The organism is Rubripirellula amarantea (assembly GCF_007859865.1).
GTDB classification, from domain to species: Bacteria; Planctomycetota; Planctomycetia; order Pirellulales; family Pirellulaceae; genus Rubripirellula; species Rubripirellula amarantea.
Map to the genome: position 1 here is coordinate 2,359,392 of NZ_SJPI01000001.1, position 26,518 is coordinate 2,385,909.

Below are 26,518 nucleotides of genomic sequence, written 5' to 3' on the forward strand. Positions count from 1 at the left end.
CCCATTTACTGACACGAGAACACAATCCGTGGACAAACATCCTCCTCATGCCACTCGGAAATTAGCTTCGTGGGACGTTCCTACCGTGCCGGTGCTGATGACCGCGTTTTTGTCAGCGTTTTTGTCAATCGGGTGCGGAAGCTCTAGCAAAGACGATGCCAGCGTCGTTCCGCCGCCTAGTTCCCGCACCAACAGTGGTTCGGTCGATGGAAATCCAGAAGCGACGTTGGTTCCGCCGGGCAGTATGGAATTGCCACCTGATTTTGATCCCAGCGACGTCGACCACGAGCCGCAGAAGCAGCCCGCGTTCGAATTGCCCGATTCTCCCGACGACACAACTCAGTCCAATAACGAAGCGATTCGCGTAGAGTTTGCAACTTGGAATGACATCATGTCGGTTCCTAGGCAAACCGGCAAAATTACGGTCGTGGATTTATGGTCGCTTTCCTGCGAACCCTGCATGAGGGAGTTTCCCGGGCTTGTCAAAGTGCACCGCGAATTCGGCGAAAAGGTCGCATGCGTTTCAGCAAACGTGGACTTCGATGGCCGCAAACGTCGACCGCCGGAATACTACGAATCGAAAGTGGAAGCGTTCCTAGAACAAGTCAATGCGTTTGGGATGTCCGCATTCATTTGCAGTACGCCAAGCGAAGACGTTTACACGGATGCCAACATCGCATCCATTCCCGCAGTGTTGATTTATGACCGCGAGGGAACACCGGTGCGAGTGTTTGTGGACGCAGGTGAAACGCAAGGTTTCACTTATGAGGAAGATGTCATACCTCTGGTCGAGCAACTAGCGATGGTGGATTAGGTTCGTCGCAGATTCGCCGCATCCTTCATGATGGTCTCAATTCGATTGACGTTCTTTGAAATATTGTGGTGCTCGTCGATGAGCCGTTTTGCTGCGTCGACGTGTTGCTCAATAAGTTCCGGGTTATCGCAGTACGTTCTGATAGCGGCGGCAATTGACGTCGGATTCCCAGGTTCGGCCATGAACATCGTTGGTTCATCGCGTTGAAGTTCCACCGTTCCGCCCGCACGTGTCGCGATCACTGGCTTGCCGATCGCCATCGCTTCCAACACCACGTTCGGCATGCCTTCAAAAAGCGATGGCAGTATTAAAGCGTCGGCCGAAGCAATCCACGCGGGGGCGTTGTCTTGATGTCCAAGAAAGCGAACTTGATGCCGAGATAGCGTTCTGCGGGCCAAATTTTCCACGTCAACTCGCAACGGGCCGTCTCCGACAAACCAGACTTCGAGAGAGGGAACGTTCGTATCGGATTCAAGCAGCGACAAAGCTTCGATCAGATTGCGTTGCCCTTTCTCGGCTGTCATACGACCGACGCATATGAACGTGATTGCATTAGCCGATCTGGAAACTGAAACCGACGCGGCACTTTGTGACGTCACTTCGTCAACGTCGACGGGATTGGCAACAACGACAACGTCTTCCGGTGAAAGACCGTAGTAGTGGACCGCCGAGGCTGCGGCTTGTTGGCTAACTGCGATAACGGAAGTCGATTGGCGATACGCTTTGGCAAGCCTGCGTTTTTTGATTTGTACAAAACGTTTCTCCACCATCGGTACCGCTCGTTCCGGAGGGCTGACAATGGTTGATACGCGTGGGATGGAACGCGAAGTTGCCGCGGATCCTGCCAGCATGGTCATGTGAAACGTGCGATCGTAGATCACGTCGATTCGAGCGGCATCAAGAACGCTAAGCAAGTGTCGTGTTTGGTCTCGCAGGATGCGTCCAGGAAAGTAGAAGCCGCTTGCGGCGTCACTTGGCTGATAGGAATGTATCACCACGTCCTGCGGGACTTCAGCAAGCAGACAACCCTCGGCTTCGGTCATGTACAGGTGGGGTTCGAATACTTGACGATCCAAGTGCTTAAGCAATAGCAGAGTTTGCCGCTCGCTGCCGCCACCACGCATCGAGCTGATCATTAGCAGGACACGAATGCGTTGGCTAGAAGACGGCGAACCTGAGGGTGCATGGGTCAAGGAATCGCGACCTCTACCCAAACCAAACGGTGATCAGTGGCGTCAACCAATCGATTGTCCGGGGAAAACTGTTTTGGCCAAAAAACACCGCTTTCGACAACGCGAAACTGAGAGGAAGGTATCACGTAATCAATTCGCATCATGCGATCACGACCGAACAATGCGGTTTGGGTTTTAGCGGGATCCTTTTGGCCTAGCCAACGAGGCTTGCAGTCTTGCACAAGAGAATGAGCAAGCAATTTTTGCATCGCATCTTTCTGACTATCGCCCTCAATGGGATCGCTGTTCAGGTCGCCCGCAATCACAAAGTAAGCGTCCTTTTCGAGTCCGCCCGACTTGCCCTGGTCATCGACTATCCAGTCCGCGTCGGTAGCCGATAGGTAGTGTTCCCAGAACTTTATTTCATCGTGGTTGCGGCATCCATTGTGATCTTCTGGACCATCAAACACGGGCGGTGTGGGATGCGAAGCGAGTAGATGAATACGTTCGTCACCGACTTCAATCGGAACATCCACATGGTTCTTGCTGGACAATCGCAATTGTTCCCAAATGTCATCAGGAAAGTAAGGTTCGCCCGTCGTGGGATGCACGGGGCGTTTTGCGTTTGGGAAATCCCGCCAGAGGAATTTTTGAAACGTTCGCACTTCATCCGTCACGATTGGGTAACGGCTTAGCACCGCAAGAGCGTATTGGCCTTCGTACATTCCAAAGCCCCAGGCATCAACGGGATCCGTCAACTTTCCATTGCCATCTAAATCCAATCCCGATCGCAAGCCCGTGTTGGTGGGGACGGAATAAACATAGGGATAGTCCAAAGGTTGGCGATCGCCCTGGGGCACAGCCAGGAACTTTTCCGCAAACGCGTTGGCAACCGTGCCCGCTTGGTCATAGTCGACCTCGTTGAGCAAGAGAATGTCCGGGCGAACGGTTTGGATGACAGCGGCTAATTTCTCGGCCTGTTTATCTTTCCCGTCCGCCATCCGCTGGGCGACCTCACCAGCTTTGCTGCCGTAGAGCGAGACGTTGTAGGTCGCGACGCGAATGTTGGAATTGTCGAGTTGATCAATCGAAAGCTCTTCAACAGGATCTTGCGCGATGCACGCTTGAGTATGGACAATCGCAATCGCCCCTATGAAGAACGCAATAACGAGAGTGCTGAATGTTTGAAACATTTCGGGGGTTGCCTATAAGAAGGAAGACGTCAGATTGGCAGGCGTCAGTTTAACCTCTTTCCCGCAATTCATATCACCCCGCATGTCAGTTCCCTCGAAAGCCCCCATCACTGAGTTGCACCGACATCTTGGCGGACAATTTGTCCGCGGGGGGGCTGCACGCTTTTGTGTGTGGTCGCCCACTAGCAGTCAAGTTAATGTCGTGATCGTCAACCTAGACGGGCAAGTTCAGCAAACGCATGTGATGACTCCGGTCGATGGATACCACTACCTTGAACAGTCAGGGCTCGGGGTGGGCGCAAGATATTTTTACCAGTTCGATGGTGGACCGCTGCGACCCGATCCCGCGTCACGCTTTCAGCCCGACGGTGTCCATGGACCGAGCATGGTGTGCAGCGGTGACGAATCCGAATCGGCGTTCTCGTGGACGGACCAGTCGTGGTCAGGTATGCAACGGTCGGATCTAGTTATCTATGAGATGCATGTTGGAACGTTCACCGACGAAGGGACGTATGATTCGGCAATTGCGAGGCTAGATGAACTCGTCGAACTCGGTGTTACAGCTATCGAATTGCTTCCACTTGCGGATGCAGCAGGCAAATGGAATTGGGGGTACGACGGCGTGTGCTTGTTCGCACCCAACCGGAACTACGGTCACCCGGATCGACTCAAGTCCTTTGTCGATGCGGCTCATTCGAGAGGTTTGGCGGTAATTCTAGACGTTGTCTACAACCACCTTGGCCCCGAAGGCAACTACCTCGGCGAATCAGGCCCGTATTTGTCGTCGCGACATCATACCGTTTGGGGCAGCGCACCGAACTTCGACGATCCGCAGTACGGCGAGCAGGCTAGGCGTTTCTTCATTGCCAATGCCATCTACTGGCTTGACGAATTTCACTTTGACGGTCTTCGTGTTGATGCGATCCACTGCATGCTCGATGATCAAAAACCACATGTCGTTGTCGAGATGGCGCAAGCCGTCCGCGATTGGTCCGTGGAAAGTGGCCGGTTGGCAATCTTGATTGCAGAATCCAACGTCTATGATCCCGGAATGACTCAGCCCATTCATGCCGATGGTTGTGGATTTGATGCCCAGTGGGGCGATTGTTTTCTTCACAGCATGTTCGCTGTGGTGCGTCCAGGTGAACAACTTTGTCAGCGGATCTATCAGCCCGGGGACGATTTGGATCAAGTACTGCGAATGGGATATGTGTATTCCGGCACAATTCGAGAACCACGCAAACGCCATGACCTGGGCGAACGTGTAGACACGATGCCCTTGGTCTATTCCATTCAAAATCACGATTTCATAGGCAACCATCCGCTAGGAAAGCGTCTGCACCAACTGACAAGCTTAGAAACTCAACGGGCTGCCGCCGCTTTGTTGATTCTTTCACCTGCGATACCGATGTTGTTTATGGGGGAAGAGTTCGCATGCGAAAAGCCGTTCCAGTTCTTTGTTGATTTTGGTGATGAACATTTGCGACAAGCGGTTGTCGAAGGACGGCGTCGCGAGTATCCCCAGCACCAATGGAACGACGGCAATTCACCTATTGATCCTGCTGCCTTTTTTGACTCGAAGATTGGACCCGCTAGCAACGGCAACGCATCGATGCGGGCTTGGTACCAAGATCTAATTCAAATGAGGAAGCAGTTGATTTCCGATGGATTACTTTCGAGCGTGAACGTACGCATCGAAACGGATCTCGATGAAGGTCTGTTTCGACTTCGCTATGAGTCGTCGAGTCGGTGGGCCGAAGTGATCGTTCGCCTGAACGAAAAAAGCCAGATGAAAGAACCGCTAACGATTCCCGCATCTGGCCAAATTGTTTTAGATTCGCTCAACAGTGATTCTGAACGACTGGAGCCAAATCACGCGCGTGTCGTGACTTCTTAGTGCTTGTGTTCGAATTCTGGTTTTTTGCCTTCGTAGGCTTCGTAAAAGTCAAAGATGGATTTTTCGAGTGCCTTTGCGGTCTCAGGATCAGAAGACTGCTTTGCCTTCATCGCCATCACCATCACTTTGTGAGCCGCCATTAGCTTCTTTCCGTAAGCAGGGTCATCCGACTTGATTCGTTGTGCCATGAAGTACGACGCGATGATCTCTTGCACGTTCGAAGCGTGATCTTCTTTGGTGACAACCCAGCGAGTGGCTTGGTTAACCGACTGGGCATCACCTTTGCCGGCAAGCGCCGTGATTTCAATCTGGGATTTGGAAATGGTGTGCTCGTCTTCCAACATCTCTTCGAAGCGACGTTGATCTGCATAAATTCCGCATGGAACTTGGCAGTGAGCTGAGGCAATGGATGCGAATGCGAGAGCAAAAACCGTGGAAGCAAAAAATCGGTGCATGGGGAGGGGTCCTGGTTGGAAGGTGTGAAAATGGGCATCGCAGTTTCGCGAAGTCTGGATTGTAACCACTAAGCCAAGTGTTCGTGAATTCAGTGTGTTTGCGAATTTGCGGCGATTGCAAAACGTCCTAGGGGCGCCGTTTTTCCGACCCTAATGATTTAGCTGCTCTTCAATTCTTTCGTCGCTTTGTTTGGTCGCCAGTGCGCCCCACAGGCCATAGGGGCTTTTGCTGCCAGGCGCTCGAGCACCTTGTCCGCCCAGCATCACCGGCAATTCCGATGGGTCACCGGCATCTATCGAATCGGTGATGAAGACAACGGCACCATCGGCCAACAACACATGGGCTCCGCCCTGATGGCGACTCGATACCGTTAACGATCCGATGCCCGAATCGCCACCGGCCATGCAGACCTCGCGATTGGGTGGCAGTACCATGTTCACGCTTGTGTACAGCCCTGCCCCATCGGCCCAACGAAACCCTCGTTGCTGGTCACCTTGGCCGAGTCCAGGCGGTCCACCGGAAGTTAGTTTCCAATACCCGGGGCGTTTGGGATCGATAAATTCTTTGCAAAGCAGACTTTGATCGTGTATCCGTGACCAGGATTGCTGCATCAGTCCTTGCGATCGAACGTCACCGTCGCTTCGTCCTGACACAATCTCACCACACATGATCGTGTTCGTTAGACCATCAGTAAGTTGTCGAAAGAGAGTCGATTGACGAGGCACAAAAACTCCTCGTCCTGATGCTTCGATTTGCTTGTCCCGGTCAGTCACCCATTCCCTTTTGTTCACATCAAAACGCGTTGCGCCGGTGTTCATCCAGTGCAATGCATCTCCGATGCAAGCGGCATAGTTCGTACGTCCATGCGCGGGTAGACCAACGCCGGGATCCGAGGGGCAGCGATACACGGGGATCTCGGATTGCCATGGTTCGTACTGACGGGTCCATGGCGCGGGGCCCATTGATGCGTAGGAGGCATCACCATCACGGCCTGAATCTCCATTGCGGATCTGTTCCCACAATCGTTGCTGTTCGACGAACGGTAGAACCTCGACTAGGAAGCTAAGTCGATAACGATTGTTGCCCGGTCGTTCCCATCCACCGCTATCAGAATCCAATTCGTAGGTGCCTCCCATTTGCATGGGCAGCGATTTGAACGCCGCATGAAAGTTGTGAAGTCCGAGTCCTAGCTGTTTAAAGTTGTTCGAGCACGACATTCGACGAGCGGCTTCCCGCGCGCCTCGAGTAGCCGGTAGCAACAACCCGAGCAATATCGCAATGATGGCGGTGACGACCAGAACTTCCATGATCGTAAATCCCGACGGTTGATTTTCGTAATCCGGCCGTTTTCGATCAGTGCCACATTGAATGATTTTCGCATTCATTCGCTTTGGCCCTCTGACAAAAGTCGCAATTGTTCATCGTACTGGCGGTATTCGTCGGGCGACGAATTCGGGGCCGTGGCACTATCGATGACCTGGATGCCGGGTCTCGACGAGCAGCCCGAAATGAAGGCAAGGCTCACCAAGCAAAAGAAAATGTCGTGTAGGGCGACTCGATTCCCGCTCATCTACCACCTCGATGACATGCGATTTCTTCCCATATTGGGAACCAGGAATTCCACCTCACACGTCGTCAAAGTGGAACGTTTCGATTAACCTGCCACGCTTGCGAAGTCGGATCGGTACGCACTTCCCGTCTTCGCTCACCTGCATTCTACGGATTTTCACGACTCGTAACCCCCTTTTTTGATCCCATGAGAAGTTTAGATGTATTCGGCGTCGGCAACGCACTAGTGGACGTTCAGGCCCGTGTCGATGACGCGTTCCTAGATCGCTTGAAACTCGACAAAGGCATCATGACGCTGGTCGATGACGAAGCTCAGGCCAAAGTGCTGGGGGAACTATCGGGACGACCGCTTAATCGTTGTGCCGGTGGTTCGGCCGCCAACACAATTGTGGCCGTTGCCGAGTTTGGTGGTACCGCGGCATTTGTGGGCAAGGTTGGCAGCGACGACATCGGAAAGTTCTTCGTTCGTGACATGAGTGATCTTGGAATCGCAGTTGATGTCGAGCCCGCCGACGCGCCGACGGGAACTTGCGCAGTGTTGATCACCGAAGATGCCCAGCGAACAATGCTAACCAACTTGGCCGCTTCGGTGACCTTGACCGAAGCTGATATTGACGAAGAGCTCATCAAGAAGTCCAAGTACGTTTACATCGAAGGCTACTTGTTGACTGGCGAAAATACCAAGGCCGCGGCCTACCGCGCGATGGACCTTGCGAAAAAGAACAACACCAAAGTCGCGTTCACGGCTTCGGACCCCTTTTTGGTAAACATGATCCGAGATGAAATTTGGGACCTTATTAAAGGTCCGGTTGACTTGTTTTTCTGCAATGAAGAAGAAGCAAAAAGTTTGACTGGTGAGTCCGACCCAGTCATGTGCGCCAGCAAGATTCACCAGCATGCGGAAAACGTGGCTTTAACGCTTGGGAACAAGGGTTCGCTTGTTATGCACGGTGGCGAATCGTTCCCAATCGAGGGCGTCAACGTCAAAGCGATCGATACCACGGGAGCGGGCGACATGTACGCCGGCGGACTCTTATACGGAATCACCAACGGCCTGAGTTGGCGACAGGCTGGCCATCTGGCATCACACGCCGCTGGACGAATCGTGTCGCAAATGGGCGCTCGCATGGAACGCAAATTTACGGACGATGAGATCAAAGCGTTTGGCGAACTTGACGCGGTCTAACAGAACCACGGTATCACGAAGCGTGGTCTGGTTGACCGCATGATTGATTCGATGGGCGGCCAGTGGAAACTGGCCGCATGAAGTTTGATTGGCCGGTCGAAAACCGGCCCCCCACGACGCGAATTAACTGTTGGCTTTCGCGTACGCACGGACGTCGGTTTCAAGAGCGGCCAAACGCGCTTTCAACGTTTCAGAGGCTTGATCCAGGTCTTGCGATTGGTCCGCGGGCAATCTTGTGAATACATAGAGCTTGATCTTGGGTTCAGTGCCGCTGGGGCGACACGCAACGTAATTGCCCTCTTCGGCCAAGTCCAAAATAATCAAATCACCCTCGGGTCCCACAAGTTTGGAAGACTCGCCCGTCGCGGTATCGGTGATGGTACCAGCGGCATAGTCGCGCACCTTAGCGATGTTGATTCCGGCGACAGCCTTCGGTGGCGATGTACGAAAGGCTTTCATTAATCGCTGCATGGCGGCCATTCCTTCGCTGCCTTCCATTACCAAATTGATCAGGAATTCACGATGGTAGCCATGCTTGCGATGTAAGTCGCACAAATAGTCGTGCATTGATTGGCCTTTGGCTTTTAGTTCCGCCGCCAATTCGCACATCAACATGCTGGCAACCGCACCGTCTTTGTCACGGCAATATTGTCCGACAAGGTAGCCGTGCGATTCTTCGGTGCCGTAGACAAAATCGTCCGGTCCTTCTTGGTCCATCACCGCCGCGATGTGCTTGAAGCCAACGAGCAGATCACCGACGCAACGAACGTTGTAGCTCTCGGCAATCCGCCGAGTCAGTTCAGTTGTCACGAGGGTTTTGATGATGTACGAAGACGGCGTCAATGTTCCTGCTGCCGCACGCTTGCTGAGGACGTACTCGCCAAGGATCGCACCGATTTCGTTGCCATTGAATGTTCGCCATTCACCCGCGGTATCCGTCGTGATAGGAGCAGCAACACCAATGCGGTCGCAATCGGGGTCAGTAGCTAGAATCATATTCGCCCCAGTCTTTCGAGCATGCTCAATCGGGGCTTCGAAAATTACCTTGTTTTCTGGGTTGGACACATGCCCGGGGACATTGGGGAAGTCGCCGTTGGGTTCCGCGTGCGGGCCGTACACTTCGATGTCGGTGAAGCCATCTTTTTCTGCTAGCGGAACAACGGCCGCGGCACCAACACCGTGCAAAGGTGTGTAAAGAATCTTGGCATCGCGTGGGCCTTCGAATGCGCAGGCGATGGCGGCTTCGAAGTAAGCCTTGTCCACTTCGTCGGTCACAATTTCGACGCGGCCATCGGCGACAGCCTCGGCGAACGGTGTGACTTTGATTTGTTGGCAATTCATGACTCGCTCGATGATCGCCTTGTCATGAGGAGGCAGTACTTGAGCACCGCTGGACCAGTAAACCTTCACCGCGTTGTCGCTCGGTGGATTGTGGCTGGCAGTCACCATGATGCCGCAATCGCAGTTCTTGTAGCGAACCGCAAACGACAACTGGGGCGTAGCGCGGTAATCGTCTAGCAAGTACACCTTGATTCCAGCGGCGACCATGATTCCGGCGCACAGTTCAGTGAAGTGTCGTGACTTGTGGCGAGTGTCATAAGCAATCGCGCACGAGAGTTCTTTTTTTCCGCCGTGATATTGCACCACATAGTCGGCGAGTCCCTGAGCACTTTCGCCGATGGTGCGGTCGTTGATCGCATTGGATCCGATCGAATACATTCGTCCGCGGCGTCCGCCGGTTCCGAACGGAATGATCGTCCAAAAAACGTCGTCAAGTTTTTGCCATTTGCCGTCGTTGATATGAGCGATCACTTCATCGCGATACTCGGCATACCGATCCTCGGTAAGCCAAACTTGAATATTCTTGGACGCCGCTTCGCTGATCGATCCATTGGTGGCGGCCTGCTTGACCAAGGCGATTGATTTTTCGGTGGTATCGGTAGTGCTCATGTCGTTGTTCAGCGAATAAGGTGGGGGCCAAGAAGAGATATGCTTTGATTCTATTGGTTTGATCCGACCCGTGGGAGCGGGCGGGGCCCTGAGAATGGGCCGTCACACCCGACTGGCATATCTGACGCCATAATATTCGCATCTAACCCCATTCATCCCACACACCCTTCAGCTCGATTTTTTTCATGAGTGAATTGATTATCAGCGTCAGCGGCCTTCGCGGAATCGTTGGCGAAACACTGACGCCCGAAATAGCCGCTCGCTTTGTCGCGGCATTCGCATCGAAGTTGCCAGAGGGACCCATCATCATCGGTCGCGACGGACGCAGCAGTGGTCCCATGCTTAGCCGAGCCATCATCGCGTCTTTGATGGCTTGCGGTCGAACATGTGTCGATGTTGATGTTGCGGCCACGCCCACGATCGGCGTGCTCGTTCGTCAGCGCGGTGCCGCTGGGGCGGTCATGGTATCGGCCAGTCATAATCCACCGCCTTATAACGGCATCAAGTTGTTTGGAGCTAGCGGTCGCGTGCTTGATGCGAAGACAGGATCCGAAGTTCGGGACGCTTACCTTGCCGGCGAGAACGCCTATTGTCCGTTCGATCAAATCGGCCTTGTTGATCATGATTCGGACCCCCATGAACCGCACCTCGAGAAAGTGTTGGCCACCGTAGATCAGCTTGCGATTCGAGCGGCTGGCTTTCGTGTTTTGATCGATAGCAATCACGGTGCGGGAAGTCTCTTGGGCAAGCGGTTGCTGGACTCGCTAGGTTGCGAAGTCGTCGCGGTCGGTGATACGCCAGACGGAAATTTCGCTCACGTACCCGAGCCGACCGCCGAGAACCTGCAAGGCATTGCATCGCAAGTGAGGGAAGGAAAATGTGCCGTCGGTTTCTGCCAAGATCCCGATGCCGATCGTTTGGCGTTGGTCGATGAAAAAGGCGACTACGTGGGCGAGGAGTACACGTTGGCGTTGTGTGTTAAGCATGCACTCACGCAAGAAGAAACGTTTGGCCCGATAGTGATCAACGGTGCCACCAGTGGAATGAGCGAGCGACTGGCACAAGCGGCCAAAGTTGGCTGCCATCGAAGTGCCGTGGGCGAAGCGAACGTCGCTGACATGATGATCGAGGTTGGTGCAACCTACGGTGGCGAAGGCAACGGAGGTCCAATTGATCCTCGCGTTGGCTATGTCCGCGACAGTTTCGTGGGGATGGCTCAGGTTCTCGACCTGATGGCGGCGACTGGCAAACCGCTTTCGCAACTTGCCGCTGAAATTCCCAAACTGCACATTCACAAGTCCAAGGCCACGGTTACCGCTGAACGTTTGCCAGCATTGTTTGAGGCTTTAATCGCGAAGTATCCCGAGGCAGAAGCTCAAACGGGCGACGGTCTGCGGTTGTCATGGCAAGACAAATGGCTGCTCGTCCGAGGCAGCAATACCGAGCCCATTGTGCGGCTAATCGCCGAGGCTGAATCGGAATCCGAAGCCGTGTCGATGTGCGAAGCGGCTGCTGCGTTACTGTAATGTGATGAGGCGGCGGGCTTGGGATGATCCAAGGCTTGCCTATCTTTTCTTGACGCCGTGAACTGCCATCGGGTAATTCCCTAGATTCAGTGGGCTCAATGCCCACACGTTCTTTGTTTCTGGGTAATTTTCGGTGTATTCGTGACGTTCAAGAATTGGCTTCGGTATCCCATCGATATTCGTCGAGCAAGAAAAATGCTCGACGCTCGTGATGCCGACTCAACAGAGTCGCTCACGAGCCGACCGGTGGTTCTGGACTTACAGACACGCGATTTCGTGGTCGACGGAGCTCGACACTTGGCCGCGATCGCAATGAATGCCAACTTGCTCGGTTCGCCTTGTTGGTTGCGATGTTCCGACGGGATTCTCGCAACGATCAGCCGAAAGACCCACGGCCGCGAAATGTTGATGCTTCGCGGAGTAACGCATCTGCGACCGTCGCAGCGAATTCCAGACACGAGTTTGGTTTTGAGTGACGTAGAGCCCGGTGACGCCCACGCCATCTGGATGCGTTTAGGCTGCGATATCGAACTCGACTACCCCGTGATGCCCTATCCGATGCTTCCGGCAACGATCGGTCAGTATCCGCCGTCCAACCTTGCTGGACTGCGGGCCAATCGCGATCGAATTAGACTTCTATTCGCAGGGAACCAGAAGCCTTCTTACGGACAAGGAAAGATCGGTCGGCAATTCAACATCTGCGATCGCATCGAGGTGCTCGCAGCGATTCGTGAGTCATTTGAAAGTCGGATCGTCAGTTCACTCGCCGGTGCCGACCAAAACTCGATTGCTTTGTTGGATTCGAGAGAGTCATGCATCGAGGCATCGGATTGGTTGCCAACGCTTTCAACCGCAAACTTTTTCTTGTGTTGTCCCGGTTCATCTCAACCGACGTGTCATCACTTGGTCGAAGCCATGAGTGTAGGGACGATTCCCCTGCTCGAGTACGGCGATCGAGTCACGCCGCAACTTGTGGACGGTGAAACGGCGATTACGTTTCGAGGTGCCAAAGGGTTGGTCGAGGCGGTTGAGCGAATCACAGAAATGTCAGCGGACGATATTGCGACGATGAGCCAAAACGTAACTCGCTTCTTTGATCATCACTTGTGCCAACGAAGATTCTTGAAGGGCCTGCGTGATGGGGTCATCGCTGCGACTGAGCAAAGAATTAGCCTGCCGTTTCATCACGAAAACTTATACGCCTCCTCTCAACTAGCACCGCTCGCTGCAAGGCAAGCGGCTTGAACCAGCCATGTCGACAAACGCCCCTGTGAATGCCGCAATGAACGCCACCCTGAACGCTCCCAAATTGATTAGCGTGGTGCTTTCGACGTACAACCAACCTGTATGGCTGGCGAAAGTGCTGCGGGGGTATCAATCACAAACATTTCGCAATTTCGAAATCGTCATTGCAGACGACGGTTCGGGGACTCAAACACGCGAAGTGGTGAAAAGGTTTCAATCAGAAACGGACCTGACGATTCGGCACATTTGGCACGAAGACGATGGTTTCCGCAAATGCACGATTCTCAATCGTGGAATCCAGGCCTCCGAGGGCGACTATGTTTTGTTCTCGGACGGTGACTGTGTTCCGCGTGCTGACTTTGTGGGAAACCACCATGCGGCAGCCAAACGTGGTCATTTCCTATCGGGCGGCTACTACAAATTGTCCATGCCGCTAAGCGAAAAGATCAGCGAGCAAGACATCGAGTCGGGGGAAGCATTTGAGCTCGCTTGGCTAAGAAGGCAGGGCTTGCCGTTCTCCCATCGTTGGCTGCGAATCGCTGCTGGAAAGTACACGGCCCCGTTTCTCAATTCGCTAACCACGACCCGGCCTACTTGGAACGGCAACAACTCATCGGGGTGGAAGTCTGATATCGTCTCTGCGGGCGGTTTTGACGAGCGGATGCGGTACGGCGGAGAGGATCGTGAATTAGGCGAACGACTCGAAAACGCCGGGATTCATGGAATTCATATCCGTTTCGATACGCTGTTGCTGCATTTGGATCATGGTCGTGGTTACGCCAACGACGAAGATTTGAATCGGAACCTCGCGATTCGCCGGGAAACGAGGGATTCCGGGCGCACCCGGACCGATCATGGGATCGCACGAGCCGCCTAGTGATTGCACCGGCGGCAACGTCCACCATTTCCTGAACGCGTGTCGCGCGTGGCTATAATGGCTGACCGCCCCATTTTTTCGCGAGTTGGACCCAAAGTAGGTTTTCTGCAGCCCGTGAAGTTGTTTGAAGCATGATTGATGTTAAGGCGTGATCTGGGGACTCATCAGCCTCGCTCATTGAGTCATTTCCCAGTTCGCTTAGAATTATTAGGTGACAGATCAGTCGCCAGCCGAGTCTCTCTTTTTTCCTGTTCTCTAGCGTTTAGCTCTACCTCGTATGTCCCACAAAAACGGATCGGCCGCGCCAGCCCCTACTCAACTTGGTGCAGACACTTCGCCGGAAGCCATTGCAGCTCGGCTTCGCGAAAACCTTTTGCAAGAGAAAGGCGAGCTTGAGGTCGACAAGATTTTCAAGGCCTTGGTCAAGTTAGAGGGATCTGACCTTCACATGAAGGTCGGCCAGCCGCCGATGGTGCGTGTTCGAGGGGAACTGAAGCCTCTAAACCGTCCGCCGATTGAAGCTGAAGAAATGGTTCGGTTGTTGATTCCAATGATGGATCACCGAAACTTGATGATCTTCGAAGCGGAAGGTGGAGCTGACTTTTCGCACACCATGCATGTCGACGGAGTCCGGTGGCGTTTCCGTATCAATATGCTCAAGTCGCTTGGCAACATTGGTTTGGTCGCTCGGCGGATTAGCAATTTCATCCCTGACTTCAGGGGACTTTTCTTGCCCGCTTCGATTGAAGAGCTTTGTCACTATGATCAGGGAATGGTGCTGCTGGCGGGTGTGACTGGCTCGGGTAAAAGTACAACCATTGGATCGATGCTGAACTACATCAACAGCATTTATCGTAAGCACATTCTGACGTTGGAAGATCCAATCGAGTTTATCTTCACCGAAGACAAGTCGTTGATCAATCAACGTGAAATTGGCCAAGACGTCAAAGACTTTGAAATCGGAATGAAGCATGCCGTGCGGGAAGACCCCGACATCATTCTGGTGGGTGAGCTTCGTGACGAAGAAACGTTCATGACGGCGATTCACGCCGCCGAGACTGGGCACTTGGTGTTCGGAACGATTCACGCGTCGAGCGCATCGACAACGATTGGACGGATTTTGGATTTGTTCCCCGAGGAAATGCACGGGGCAATTCGGTCGGCGATCGCGTTTAATATGAAGGGCATCGTGGCTCAAAAACTTCTCAAGAGTATCCGCCCTGGCGTGCCTCGAGTGCCAACGTGCGAAGTGATGACCTTTAATCCGATTGTTCGAAAGTTGGTGCTCGAAGGTCAGGACCAAAAACTGCCCGATGCAATCCGCATGGGGGCTGATGACGGAATGCAAGACTTCACAATGAGCTTGAAGCAGTTGATTGACGATGAATTGATCGATCGACCGACTGCGTTTGCCGTCGCGCCCAACAAGGACGCGTTGAAGATGGCACTCAAGGGCATTGATGTCAGTGCGCCGGGTATTTTGTAGCACTCGCTATCGGTAGCGCCGAGTAATTTGTGCACCGGATTCTTCGGAGCACCGAGGGATTCAAGGCTTTGGAAAACTCGGGATGCTGGGCGATTTGCATCCCTGAGCGTCTGGCCGTGTCAGGTGCCGGGGGTTTTCAGGAGGGCATGGGCGGGTATTTTGCAGCATTCCTAGCCGAGTATCCTGTCGCATTTTCCCACCTCAACGGTGTCTCAGCCTCCGACCTATCGTCTTGACCTGCACCGCGTTTTCCGTTCGCAAAGTCGCGGAATGTCGCCTTTCTTCCCCTCCCCCATCCCCTTTCACAGAAACTGCCGAGCATGGCTGAACAAGAAGAAATCCAACTTTGGCAAACCGTCACCCCTGTAGAGTTCGAACCGAAGCTGCCTCGAACCGAAGCTCAGGCCCTGCTGATTTCAGCTCGCCAGGGAGCCGGCTACGCCATCGCCGCGGGCCAAACGGCGCACGCCGTGAAATCGCGGGCAACCCATATGCTGCTGGATTTCTCGCAAACCGGGTGTGCAATCCGTTACCAAATCGATGGTGCCTGGGAGCAACTACCGCCGATGGATCGCGAGACCGGCGACGCGATGCTGTATGCCTTGAAGCAGATTTGTCAGATGAATCCTGCCGACCGTCGTAGCGCTCAGTCGGGTAAATGCGGAATCAAGTTTGTCAAAGATAAGTTTGACTTGATCCTGCAATCCCAGGGTGTGCCCACTGGGGAACGAGTGTTGGTTCGCATTGACGCATTGAAGATCCCATTCGAACGAATGAGTGATTTGGGAATGCGTGACAAGATGTTCGAGAAGCTGAAAGAACGCTTGGACTCTGAATCGAACATCATCTTAATCACGTGTCCCAAAGGCGAAGGGCTAACCACAACTTGGACCGTTGCGTTGAACGCGGCGGATCGTTTGGTGCGTGACTTCCAGTCGTTTGAAGATCAGGGCAGCCCTGAACCCGAGATCATCAATATTAGCGCTAACTTTTATGGCGGCGATACCGGACACACCGAGTTGTCGATGCTAAAGAAGATGATTTTGAAGGAACCCGACGTATTGATGTTCCCGGAACTACCGGAGGCTGAAACGCTTGAGCTTGCGATTGAACAAGTCGAAAAGATCGAAAAACAGATCTACACTCGAATGGTTGCACCAGGAGCGATCGAAGGCCTGGTTGCCTTTGCAGCGAAGTATCCTGGTCTGCGAAATCGAATCGCTGATCGTATCGGAGCAGTACTCGGCCAGAAGTTGATTCGCCGATTATGCGACAACTGTAAGGTCGGGTTCGAGCCTCCGCCGCAATTGCTTCAGCAGTTGGGCATTCCGGCTGGTCGAGTCGGTGTTCTGTATCAGCCGTTCATTCCGCCACCGATTGAACAGCAGGTCGACGAACAGGGCCGACCGGCACCGATCACTCCCTGTCCCGTTTGCAATGGTCGTGGCTACTATGGACGCATCGCGATTTTTGAACTGCTTGTGCCGGGGGAAAAGTTCAAAGCCGCTTTGAAGAAGACTCAAGATGTGGCCCAGTTGACCGCAATTGCTAAATCCGAGGGGCACCGCGGTTTGCAGTCCGAGGCGGTGATGACGGTAGCTCGAGGATTAACCGGACTTGATGAGGTCAAGCGTGCGTTTGCGAAACGATAGTGTCTTGCGATATCGCTCTCTCTCTGCTGGCCCAATTTGATGTCTGAAGCTCAAGCCCCCTCGATGAACGTTGGATCGCCGGACGCCCCATCGGTAGCCGTGATTATACCGGCGGCGGGCAGCGGACAACGTTTCGGTGCGACCACGAACAAGCTGTTCGCTTTGCTCGACGGTCAACCGCTTTGGCTGCACTCGGTGAGGCGGTTAAGGCAGAACCCGATGGTCGGGTCGATTGTGATGGCGGTTTCCGATCAAGATCGCGTGCACTTCGAGAACGATCACGCTGCGGATCTTCGTACCTATGAAGTGCAGCTTGTCCGAGGCGGCACCGAACGCAGTGATAGTGTGCAATCGGCACTGGGTTATCTTGCCGATGCCAAAGAGCGGCTCGTTGCCGTTCATGATGCAGCTCGACCGTTGATTCGCCAGCGAGATTTGGATGCTGTTTTCACTGCGGCAAACCAGACTGGGGCTGCAATTTTGACCGTTCCTGTTTCGGGCACCGTGCGCCGCGATTTGGGTGAGCGAACCGAGACGGTGGATCGGCGTCACTTACATATCGCGCTGACTCCGCAGGTCTTTGAAGCTGGGTTGTTGCGAAGTGCCTATGCAAAGCACAATGGACGCCCAGCCACCGATGACGCCGAATTGGTTGAACGATGCGGTCACCCGGTCACGCTTGTTTGCGGTGGCACTGACAACCTGAAGATTACCTACCCTGAAGACCTGATCGTTGCCGAAGCGATTCTGCGTTCGCAACTGGCTCAAGACGCCTGATTCAAACCTCTCGATTCGAAACCACGACTGACGAAATGCCCGATTCAAGCTTGACCACCACCGATCTCCTCGAAGAACTGCGTTGGCGCGGACTGATCCATCAATGCACCGATGAGGACGGCCTCGCAAAGTTACTGGCTTCAGGACCGCAAACGGTCTACATCGGATTTGATCCAACGGCATCAAGCCTACATGTGGGTTCGTTGATGCAATTAATGATGCTTCGGCGATTTCAACAGGCCGGACATCACCCTATCGCACTCGTTGGTGGTGCGACCGGCATGATTGGCGACCCGAGCGGTAAGAGCGAAGAACGCAATCTATTGTCCGCCGATCAACTTCAAGAGAACGTTGACGGGGTGGCGACGCAGATGCGATCGACGCTCGACTTTGAAGGTAAGAATGCTGCCAAGCTGCTAAACAATTTCGATTGGATGAAGGGTTACTCTTACCTTGAGTTCTTGCGTGATGTCGGGAAGAATTTTCCAGTTGGCGCCATGATGGGCAAAGAATCAGTCCGATCGCGGCTCGAAAGTGAAGTCGGACTTAGCTACACCGAGTTCAGCTACATGCTGCTGCAGGCCTACGACTTTGTTTACTTGGCCAAGAACCATGGTTGCCGAATCCAAGCCGGTGGTAGTGATCAGTGGGGTAACGTGACTGCCGGAATCGACCTTGGTCGTCGCATGTTGGGGCAACAACTCTTCGGTGTTACCGCACCATTGCTAACGACCAGCGATGGCAAAAAGATGGGGAAGACCGAAAAGGGCGCGATTTGGCTTGATCCTAATCGCACGAGTCCTTACGAATTCTACCAGTACTGGCGAAACGTCGACGATGCCGACGTGATGCGCTGCATTGCCTACCTCACCGAAATCAAGCGAGACGAATACGACTCACTTGCCGAAGCTACGGCAAACGATCCTGGAAAGCGAACCGCGCAAAACCGCTTGGCCGAATGGATGACTTCGTTCATTCACGGCGATGCCGGGCTCAAAGCTGCCACGAGTGCCTCGGACATTTTGTTCGGTGGTGAGATCGGTGACGCGACGGATGCAATGCTCGACGGAATCTTTGCTGACGTGCCGAGCAGTGAGGTTGCTCGCGGTGTGCTCGATGGCGATGGCTACTGGATTGTGGAAGCCCTGCAAGCGACCGGCTTGGTCAAGTCGGGCGGCGAAGCTCGTCGAGCGATTAAAGAGGGCGGCGTGTACCTAAACAACACTCGCGTCGAAGATGAAAAAATGCGTTTAACGACGAAAGACTTAGCCAGTGAAACGGTGATGGTCTTTCGGCGGGGCAAGCGGAAATACTCGCTGTTGAAGTTTGTCGAGTAGTTGGTCCCGGGCTAGGCTCGCAGTAGCATTTCGCGGCATACGTCTGCGATTGCGTCGCGTGACGCTAGGTGGAACGTTGGAATACGAGACGCGATCAGCGGCCCGGCGATCGAAGTGTAGTCGTTGATGTCAGCGGTGTTGATAATGACCGCGACGGCACGTCCTCGGTTGGACAACCCGACCAAGGATGCAATTGATTCGGGCGTCGCCTGCTGAAGAATTACCAGCAGCGTGGTGTCGGTGGATAGTTGCGATTCGCTTTCGACCAGCATCTCTGCCAACGTCAGTCCGTCGGTCCGTTCAAGTCTTGCCAAAGTGCGATGCACCTCTTTGAACTGAACCGGCCCGCGCGACGGTTTGATGATTATCGGGCGTAGTCGGTCGTTCGATTCGTTCATCGAACCGGCCTTGGCTGCCGCATCGCGAACGCGGTGATCGCCCATCCAACCCTCGGTCCGAATACGATCGGCGGCGTCTCGACCATTCGTTGCTATACCAAACGGTTCGTTAGATTCGTGAAGCGACGAAGCGATCGATGCAGCGGCCGTAACCGCCAAGTCGCTTCGGACGGGTTCATGATGTTTGGGATTCGTCGTGACGTGCAGGTCAAGGATAATGGTTGCACCGACGATGGATGACGGTTCGTAGATCTTGCTGTGTAAAGTTCCCGTTCGTGCTGTCGCCGCCCAGTGAACGCTACGCATGGGGTCACCAATTTGCCATTGCCGAATGCCTCGCAATCGCGTGGGATCGTCCATCACGTTCTCGCGCATACGGATCTCACCGATCGGTCGCCTTGAACCGATCTCATACGAAGTTAACGCGACAACTTCGGGCAGAACAGTGACGAACTGAGGCTGCGTACCGACGCGGAAACGACGAAACAAGCCCATCATGTCGCCGGTTTCCAACACGGTGGGCCCGATTTGAACGTAGCCACGGCGATGGCATCGAACTTTGTAACTTAGTTCTTTTGTTTCCCCCGGCCAAAGCATCATCACGGCTAATCGCTCGCCTTCGATTTGCAGGGCCGGCGCATCAGCATCAAGCACTTGTCGAGCCAGTAGATCCTCGACTAACACCCACACCGTGGGCAATCGACTGGTGTTGGTGACCGTCACTGTTGCAGCAACCAACGAACCAATTTTCAGTTCTTCATCATCGGTGATTCGCTCGGCAATCGTCGATGTGGACCACAAGTTCGCTAATGCGTAGTTGGTCGCGATCAACAAACCCGCCGCGACTCCGGCAAGCACCCACAGCGAGGCTCCGAACACCATGCCCACTAGCAGTAATCCAGCGATCGCGGCGATGACGCCAAACTTCGGCACGCCCGCTGACGTCGAATTTGCTGACGTCGAACTTGCTGACGTCGGATTTGCTGAGGTCGCATTGGCTTGGGACGTCACCGCAGTCTTCATCAGGATGCGTCGATTGTGGGGACAGCGATCTCGTTCACGATCTGGTCAAGGACCCGCTCGGTTGTCACTTTGCGAAGTCGGCTCTCGGGCCTCAGGATCACTCGATGGTTCATCACTGGGGCAATGATCTTTTTCAAATCGTCTGGCAAGACATAACTACGACCGCGAATGGCCGCCATTGCTTGCGAACAACGAAACAACGCGATGCTGGCGCGCGGGCTACCGCCGAGCGCTAGGTCTTCGTGCGTCCGAGTTTGAGCCACGATCTGCAGCAGGTACTGACGCAAACGCGGATCGACGTGAACTCGTTTGATCGCAATTTGAGCGGCTGCAATTTCCGATGCTTTGGCGACCGGTTTGATCGTATCGACCGGATGAACGTGCTGCAGCATTTCCAGCATGCGAAGTTCTTCTTCCATCGTTGGATAGCCGAGCGTGAACCGCATCATGAACCGGTCTAGCTGAGCTTCCGGCAACGGGAACGTGCCTTCATGGTCCACCGGGTTTTGGGTTGCGATAACAATAAACGGTGGTTCGAGCTTATGGGTGGTACCGTCGACGGTGACGCGAGCTTCCGCCATCGCTTCGAGCAACGATGCTTGGGTTCGAGGCGTTGCACGATTGATTTCGTCAGCGAGCAGGATTTGCGTGAAGACCGGTCCGGGACGAAATTCAAACTCCGAAGTCTTTTGGTTGAAGATCGATGTGCCTGTAACATCCGTGGGCAACAAATCCGGCGTGCATTGAACGCGTTTGAACTTGCAGCCAACACTTCGAGCTAAGGCCCGAGCCAGCATGGTCTTGGCGACTCCCGGGACATCTTCGAGCAGGACATGGCCGCCCGATAACCAAGTCACCAGCGAAAGCACAAGTTGTTTGCGTTTGCCGACGATTGCGGTTTCGACGTTGGCGATGATTCGCTTGGCGAGATCGCTAACCATCGCTGCATCTTCAGCAACGGATCGGGCTGCCAAATGGGGGTCGGCGGAAGCGGCTGGCGGCGAAGGTTTGGCTGGGCTGGTCAAAGTGAGAAGTCTTTGGAACAGGCGAAGAGACGGTTTTTGCGAATCCGATATCCCAAAATCCGTTGACCCGAGATCGCAATTGGGCTCGGGCAAGGGTGAACGGCACTCCAATTGCAGCTATCATAGATTAACCGGATTTAGTCTGCCGTGTTGGCAGCCATTGTCCCGGCATTGGCGGCGAAAATGCTTATCCCCCATCTGCTCATAACGGACGACGACTCTGCTCTTCGCAGTATTTTGCGAGAGGGGCTATGCCGTCGTGGATTCAATGTTACCGAAGCCAGCGACGGGCTTGAGGCAATCGAAGTGCTTGAGCATTCCGATGTTCATATCTGTCTCGTCGATTTTCACATGCCGCGGCTCAACGGTTTAGAGGTGATTCGCCACGTTCAGACGCGACTGCAACCCACCCCATGCGTCCTGATGAGCGCCGATCTGAACGAACAGATTCGCGCCGAAGCCAGCGCCATGCGAGCGTATGGAGTACTCGCCAAACCACTGCGGTTGTCGCAGGTTAGCGATTTGGTCTGCGGAGCTTTAGCGGATGTCTATAACTGGCGACCGTAGTTCGGTTCAGCCAGAAACGTTCAGCCAGAAACGTTTAGCCAAAGACTTTTAGCTTTGGACGAGGGTCGCTGGCTTCTTTCTCGTCCCAGGCCGTTTCGACCATCTTTTTAATCGCCTCGATTTTCGTGCGAGCTTGATGAGCCGTCAGGGATGGTTCGTTGAGCATGACCAGGATAGTGTCCGCCGGCTTGGCCTCGGCCATCGCCCACTGCAACGCACGCGTGGAATCGGCGACCAATCGCATCGCCGCGCATTCCTTGACCCCGTCAAGAACAGCGTGTGATGCCGTCAAGAACGACTTCTTTTGGTCCGGCATCGAAGTCACGATTGCATGATCGGCGAAGCGTTCAAGTAGCCCACCCAACCGAGCAAGTGAGAGTGAGTCCTGAGTGGCGTCGATTGCCGTGATGCACCACAATCGTCCGCCCGCCTTCATCGCTCGCGCCGTACGCATCGCTGCCGAGCAACGATCGGAATTACCAGCCAAGTCAATGGTCACACTTGCATGGCCGTATCGTGAAATGCGGTCTTGGCGTCCCGGCACGACTCGCAATTTGCCGAGCAATTCGCAAATTTCATAGAGTGGCCAATCGACAAGGAGTCCGACTGCAATCGCTGCTGCGTGGTTGGCAGCCATCGCACCGCCACAGAGTGAAGTCTCCATCACCGCGGACTCGTCTTCGTGAGACACCAACAAGGTCGACATTCCATCGGCCTGTTCAATCATCTTTGCGGTGATGTCAGCCGACTTTCGCACGCCGTAGGTGAAGCTGCGAACGCCCGCATCACCAATCACTCGCATGGCTCGAGTGTCATCCACGGGTGCCACCACGATACCTTCGGGTGTGAGTCGATCGAGCACGCACGAAAGTGATGATGGGCCGAAGTCGTCGTTGTTCAATGTCGAACCGGTCACGATGATCATGTCGAACTGCACGCAGTCATAGCGACCATGCCGAGCGTCATCGTCGCGGAGTTCGACAACGGCGACTTGGCTTTCGCAATCCACCGCGTCGCTCATCCAGTCGACCAATTCTCGAGCTGAGGGAAGGTTTGAATCTTCTGTTGATTGAAGCACACCATCGGACGAACCGAGATCCGTTTGGAAAGCGGTGCGAATTTTTTGGGATCGAAACAGGTTCGCAATCAGCAACGAGGTGGTGGTTTTGCCTGCTGAACCAACCACGCCAATCGTCAATAGCTTTTGATCGGGTCGGTCTCGCAAACTCGAGAAGACCGACGCCATTGCCAAGTCCAGTTCGCCGACAATGCACTGGGGCAAAGGACAAGGCAGAACTTGTTCGGTTAGGATGCCGGCGGCGCCGCGAGCGAGTGCGTCGGCGACAAGTCGCGCCGGATCAACTTCACCGATTCGATAGACAACCAATTCGCCGGGACTGACTTCGCTCGGCTTCTCGCAAACGCCATGAAAGCGAACGTCGTCGCCGGCATGGAATCGCGAGTTGGGCAAAATTTGCCGCAAAGACATTGCCCCCGAACGATCCGATGTTTGGGGTTGGGAATCGAAGTTGGATTCCGAATTGGTGGTCGCGTGACCGTGAACAGATAGCTTGCCTGAGATTGGCTGACGCATGATGGCCTCCCTGCACATCGACGTGATCAACGTTCTTAACCGAAGGGTTTCGGTCAAAAGTTTCACGTTTAAGTTCCGTGTTGCGTTGCAAATAGATGCGGCGAACTCGTTGGCTTAAACGTTCGATAGAAGCATCCTCGCTTCACCGATGCGGCAATTGTTCCCATCGAGCTAAGACGGTCAATAGGAAAAAATGGGCACGATTTGCTAGCAATTAGCGAGTTTGGGCGAGGCCCTTCGCCAAATTAGACGCTGATTCCTGCATCGGAGAGCATCAATCGCAGGTCATCCCAAGCGGCTTTTTTGGCTGCCGGATTTCTCAATAAATAGGCGGGGTGATAGGTCACCAGAACTTTGCTGGTGTGATATTGATGGATCTTTCCTCGCAGCCTTCCGACGGACAGTTTGGATTTCAAGAGTTCCTGAGCCGCGATCGCGCCGAGGCAAACGATGTACTCAGGCCGGATAATAGAGAGTTGTTGTTGGTAGTAGCTTCGACAGTTGGCGATCTCGTCGAGTTCAGGATTGCGGTTTCCGGGTGGTCGACATTTGACGGTGTTAAGGATGTAGGTTTCTTCCCGGGATAGCGTGCACGCACTGATCATCTTCGTGAGCAACTGTCCGGCCTTACCGACGAACGGCCGACCGGTGCGATCCTCGTCGGCTCCGGGACCTTCACCAAAAAAGACAAAACGCGCGTTGGGGTTGCCCTCGCCAAATACCGTTTGATTTCGACAACTCGAAAGAATCGGACACTTGGTGCAACCACTGACTTCGGCTTGAAGTGTCGCGAGGATCGACCCCCGCTCGGCCGGTTCAAGACGGGGGCCCACATAGTCACCCTCGGCAACGGTGACAGCGGTTACACTTCGCGAGGGTGCCTGAACCGAGGATGAAGCGGGCGAGACGGGCCCTGGGGTTGGGCCAGAAGATGCGGGCTTCGTTGGAGCCGACTTCGCATCATTCGGCTTCACAGTCGACGTCGCCGGTGAAACGGATGATGCCGCCTGAGCATCAACGCCGTCCTCGATGCTCGCGAAGTGCGACATCAGCTCTCCGACGCGGTCGGGATTTTCCGCTGGCAGAAACTGCACACCCATTCGCTGCAGATGTGCCGCAAGGGCTGATGCTTGTGCCAAAACGAGGTCCGGATCGAGCGTTTGAGTCGGATCGGAAGTCATAGGAAGCAGGTTCGTTGCGAATTTTCGGGGGCGGTCGCCATCAGTATATCGCTTGATCGCCATCGGGCGACCGCCGCGAAAAGACGCCGTTTAGCTGCTAGGCCTGTCTGAAAACCGTTTGCCCGACTAGGATACCCGATCGTTTTTCCCGCATCGTACCTGTCAAAAAATACTCCTGTTTCTCGTCATGCCTGTTCCTCAAGTCGCCATCATCGGCCGTCCCAATGTCGGCAAAAGCAGCCTGTTCAATTGGCTTGCTCGCCGTCGGTTGGCGATCGTCGACGATTATTCGGGCGTGACCCGCGATCGCATGACCACACTGATCGAGAGCAATGAGCGTTTCTTTGAGCTTATTGATACCGGTGGGATGGGAGTGGTTGACGATGATGACCTTACCGACGACGTGGTTCGCCAAATTGAACATGCGATCAATTCGGCGGATGTGATTGTGTTTGTGGTCGATGTGCAAACGGGGTTGATGCCCCTAGATGAGGAGGTCGTCGAACGTCTACGTGGTGTCGAACGACCGGTGATTTTGGTTGCCAATAAAGCCGATCAAACTCACCAAGACATCGGGGCAGAAGAGTTTCATAAGCTCGGCCGGGGACACATGATCTGTGTTAGCACAACGCAGAATCGGAACCGCGACGAGTTGTTAGAGCTGATTGTCGATCGACTTCCTGAAGCCGGCGCTGAAACGATCGAAGAGGCTTTGATGAAGGTCACGATCGTTGGCCGTCGCAACGTGGGTAAGAGTACGTTCGTCAACACGCTCGCCGAATCGGATCGAATGATCGTCAGCGAAGTACCCGGAACAACGCGTGACAGCGTCGACGTTCACTTTGAAATGGACGGGCAAACGTTCATCGCTATCGACACGCCTGGTCTGCGTAAACGCAAGAGCCAGCGAACCGACTTAGAATGGTACGGCACTCACCGTGCGCAGCGCAGCGTCCGACGTGCCGATGTGGTCTTGATGTTCTTTGATGCCAGTGAGACGGTCAGCAAGGTCGACAAGCAACTGCTCGGTTATGTAATGGAGCACCACAAGCCTTGCATCTTTGTGATCAACAAATGGGACAAACTGCACGGTACGGTCCCCACCGATCGTTGGGTGCGTTACCTGCGGGGGCAATTTCCCACGCTCTCTTACGCACCGATCGCGTTCATCACCGGCCAGACGGGCAAGAACGTCAAGACGTTGGTCAATCACTGCACGATGTTGTTTAAGCAAGCTCGTGAACGAGTATCAACGGGAGTTCTGAACCGAGTCCTACGGGCCGCTTTGGAAGCGCACGAACCGCCGCTTTATCAAAACCGGCGACCCAAGATCTATTACGCTACTCAAGTTGCAACTGAACCGCCGACGATTGTGTTGGTGTGCAATGATCCCAATGCTTTCGGCAAAGACTACCGACGTTACTTGTTGGGCGTCTTGCGGGATCACCTGTCCTTTGGTGAAGTTCCGATCAAGTTGTACTTGCACAAACGACATCGCAACGATGAAGGTCCGGGTGAAGACCAAGCGGTCTAGCTTCCCGAGGCACTGAAAATCAGTAAGGTCGGCCGGTCATGATGACGTGGCCAGACTTC

Annotated in this window: 21 protein-coding genes; 12 read left to right on the forward strand and 9 right to left on the reverse strand. The window is 54.2% G+C overall.

Annotated elements, in window-relative coordinates:
- The first annotated feature begins 28 nt into the window (after positions 1-28).
- The gene (locus Pla22_RS08620) at positions 29-814 is read left to right on the forward strand and encodes a TlpA family protein disulfide reductase (RefSeq protein ID WP_146514257.1); all 786 of its coding nucleotides are present in this window, start codon (positions 29-31) and stop codon (positions 812-814) included.
- Here the strand turns inward: Pla22_RS08620 and Pla22_RS08625 are convergent.
- Positions 811-2,007, reverse strand: a complete 1,197-nt coding sequence (locus tag Pla22_RS08625) for a glycosyltransferase (protein WP_242631883.1) — start codon at positions 2,005-2,007, stop codon at positions 811-813. The genes Pla22_RS08620 and Pla22_RS08625 overlap by 4 nt on opposite strands.
- Positions 2,004-3,179, reverse strand: a complete 1,176-nt coding sequence (locus tag Pla22_RS08630) for an endonuclease/exonuclease/phosphatase family protein (protein ID WP_146514258.1) — start codon at positions 3,177-3,179, stop codon at positions 2,004-2,006. The genes Pla22_RS08625 and Pla22_RS08630 overlap by 4 nt, the downstream gene beginning before the upstream one ends.
- Before the next feature lie 82 nt (positions 3,180-3,261).
- Between Pla22_RS08630 and treZ the strand changes: the two genes are divergently transcribed.
- Positions 3,262-5,076 (forward strand): malto-oligosyltrehalose trehalohydrolase, encoded by a 1,815-nt coding sequence (gene treZ / locus Pla22_RS08635; protein WP_146514259.1) that lies wholly within the window; start codon positions 3,262-3,264, stop codon positions 5,074-5,076.
- Here the strand turns inward: treZ and Pla22_RS08640 are convergent.
- Positions 5,073-5,531, reverse strand: coding sequence for a superoxide dismutase [Ni] (locus tag Pla22_RS08640; protein ID WP_146514260.1), 459 nt, complete (start codon positions 5,529-5,531; stop codon positions 5,073-5,075). The genes treZ and Pla22_RS08640 overlap by 4 nt on opposite strands.
- A 150-nt stretch (positions 5,532-5,681) precedes the next feature.
- A complete protein-coding gene (locus tag Pla22_RS08645) occupies positions 5,682-6,917 on the reverse strand; it encodes a DUF1559 domain-containing protein (RefSeq protein WP_146514261.1) in 1,236 nt (411 codons plus the stop codon).
- A gap of 371 nt (positions 6,918-7,288) precedes the next feature.
- On the opposite strand from Pla22_RS08645, the gene Pla22_RS08650 reads away from it, so the two are divergent.
- The gene (locus Pla22_RS08650; RefSeq protein WP_146514262.1) at positions 7,289-8,287 is read left to right on the forward strand and encodes an adenosine kinase; all 999 of its coding nucleotides are present in this window, start codon (positions 7,289-7,291) and stop codon (positions 8,285-8,287) included.
- A 123-nt stretch (positions 8,288-8,410) separates the two neighbouring features.
- Here the strand turns inward: Pla22_RS08650 and Pla22_RS08655 are convergent, their stop codons facing one another.
- A complete protein-coding gene (locus tag Pla22_RS08655; protein ID WP_146514263.1) occupies positions 8,411-10,237 on the reverse strand; it encodes a phospho-sugar mutase in 1,827 nt (608 codons plus the stop codon).
- Between the two features lie 185 nt (positions 10,238-10,422).
- On the opposite strand from Pla22_RS08655, the gene glmM reads away from it, so the two are divergent.
- The 7 genes from glmM to tyrS all read left to right on the forward strand — a co-directional run bounded on the left by glmM (position 10,423) and on the right by tyrS (position 19,137).
- Entirely contained in the window at positions 10,423-11,763 is a 1,341-nt protein-coding gene (gene glmM / locus Pla22_RS08660; protein WP_146514264.1) for a phosphoglucosamine mutase, read from the forward strand.
- Positions 11,764-11,904: 141 nt separating this feature from the next.
- Positions 11,905-13,008, forward strand: coding sequence for a hypothetical protein (locus tag Pla22_RS08665; RefSeq protein ID WP_146514265.1), 1,104 nt, complete (start codon positions 11,905-11,907; stop codon positions 13,006-13,008).
- Between the two features lie 37 nt (positions 13,009-13,045).
- Positions 13,046-13,885 carry a glycosyltransferase family 2 protein gene (locus Pla22_RS08670; protein ID WP_146514266.1) on the forward strand — a complete coding sequence of 280 codons (840 nt, stop codon included), beginning with the start codon at positions 13,046-13,048 and terminating at the stop codon, positions 13,883-13,885.
- Positions 13,886-14,162: 277 nt separating this feature from the next.
- Positions 14,163-15,371: a type IV pilus twitching motility protein PilT gene (locus Pla22_RS08675; protein ID WP_146514267.1), complete on the forward strand. Its 1,209-nt coding sequence runs from the start codon at positions 14,163-14,165 to the stop codon at positions 15,369-15,371.
- A 320-nt stretch (positions 15,372-15,691) separates the two neighbouring features.
- Positions 15,692-17,023, forward strand: a complete 1,332-nt coding sequence (locus tag Pla22_RS08680; RefSeq protein WP_146514268.1) for an ATPase, T2SS/T4P/T4SS family — start codon at positions 15,692-15,694, stop codon at positions 17,021-17,023.
- A gap of 39 nt (positions 17,024-17,062) precedes the next feature.
- On the forward strand, positions 17,063-17,800 hold the full coding sequence (gene ispD, locus Pla22_RS08685) for a 2-C-methyl-D-erythritol 4-phosphate cytidylyltransferase (RefSeq protein WP_242631884.1): 738 nt from the start codon (positions 17,063-17,065) through the stop codon (positions 17,798-17,800).
- A 35-nt stretch (positions 17,801-17,835) separates the two neighbouring features.
- Positions 17,836-19,137: a tyrosine--tRNA ligase gene (tyrS, locus tag Pla22_RS08690; protein WP_146514269.1), complete on the forward strand. Its 1,302-nt coding sequence runs from the start codon at positions 17,836-17,838 to the stop codon at positions 19,135-19,137.
- Positions 19,138-19,148: 11 nt separating this feature from the next.
- On the opposite strand, the gene Pla22_RS08695 is transcribed toward tyrS, so the two are convergent.
- Positions 19,149-20,546 (reverse strand): DUF58 domain-containing protein, encoded by a 1,398-nt coding sequence (locus Pla22_RS08695; RefSeq protein ID WP_242631885.1) that lies wholly within the window; start codon positions 20,544-20,546, stop codon positions 19,149-19,151.
- Between the two features lie 11 nt (positions 20,547-20,557).
- Positions 20,558-21,499, reverse strand: a complete 942-nt coding sequence (locus tag Pla22_RS08700; RefSeq protein ID WP_146515324.1) for an AAA family ATPase — start codon at positions 21,497-21,499, stop codon at positions 20,558-20,560.
- A gap of 231 nt (positions 21,500-21,730) precedes the next feature.
- Here Pla22_RS08700 and Pla22_RS08705 point away from each other — a divergent pair, with 231 nt between their 5' ends.
- Positions 21,731-22,150 carry a response regulator gene (locus Pla22_RS08705; RefSeq protein ID WP_242631886.1) on the forward strand — a complete coding sequence of 140 codons (420 nt, stop codon included), beginning with the start codon at positions 21,731-21,733 and terminating at the stop codon, positions 22,148-22,150.
- A gap of 34 nt (positions 22,151-22,184) precedes the next feature.
- Here the strand turns inward: Pla22_RS08705 and Pla22_RS08710 are convergent, their stop codons facing one another.
- A complete protein-coding gene (locus tag Pla22_RS08710) occupies positions 22,185-23,744 on the reverse strand; it encodes a Mur ligase family protein (protein ID WP_165440567.1) in 1,560 nt (519 codons plus the stop codon).
- Between the two features lie 245 nt (positions 23,745-23,989).
- Positions 23,990-24,925: a uracil-DNA glycosylase gene (locus tag Pla22_RS08715; protein ID WP_146514272.1), complete on the reverse strand. Its 936-nt coding sequence runs from the start codon at positions 24,923-24,925 to the stop codon at positions 23,990-23,992.
- 187 nt (positions 24,926-25,112) lie between these two features.
- Here Pla22_RS08715 and der point away from each other — a divergent pair, with 187 nt between their 5' ends.
- A complete protein-coding gene (gene der, locus Pla22_RS08720) occupies positions 25,113-26,459 on the forward strand; it encodes a ribosome biogenesis GTPase Der (protein WP_146514273.1) in 1,347 nt (448 codons plus the stop codon).
- The last annotated feature ends 59 nt before the right edge of the window (positions 26,460-26,518 follow it).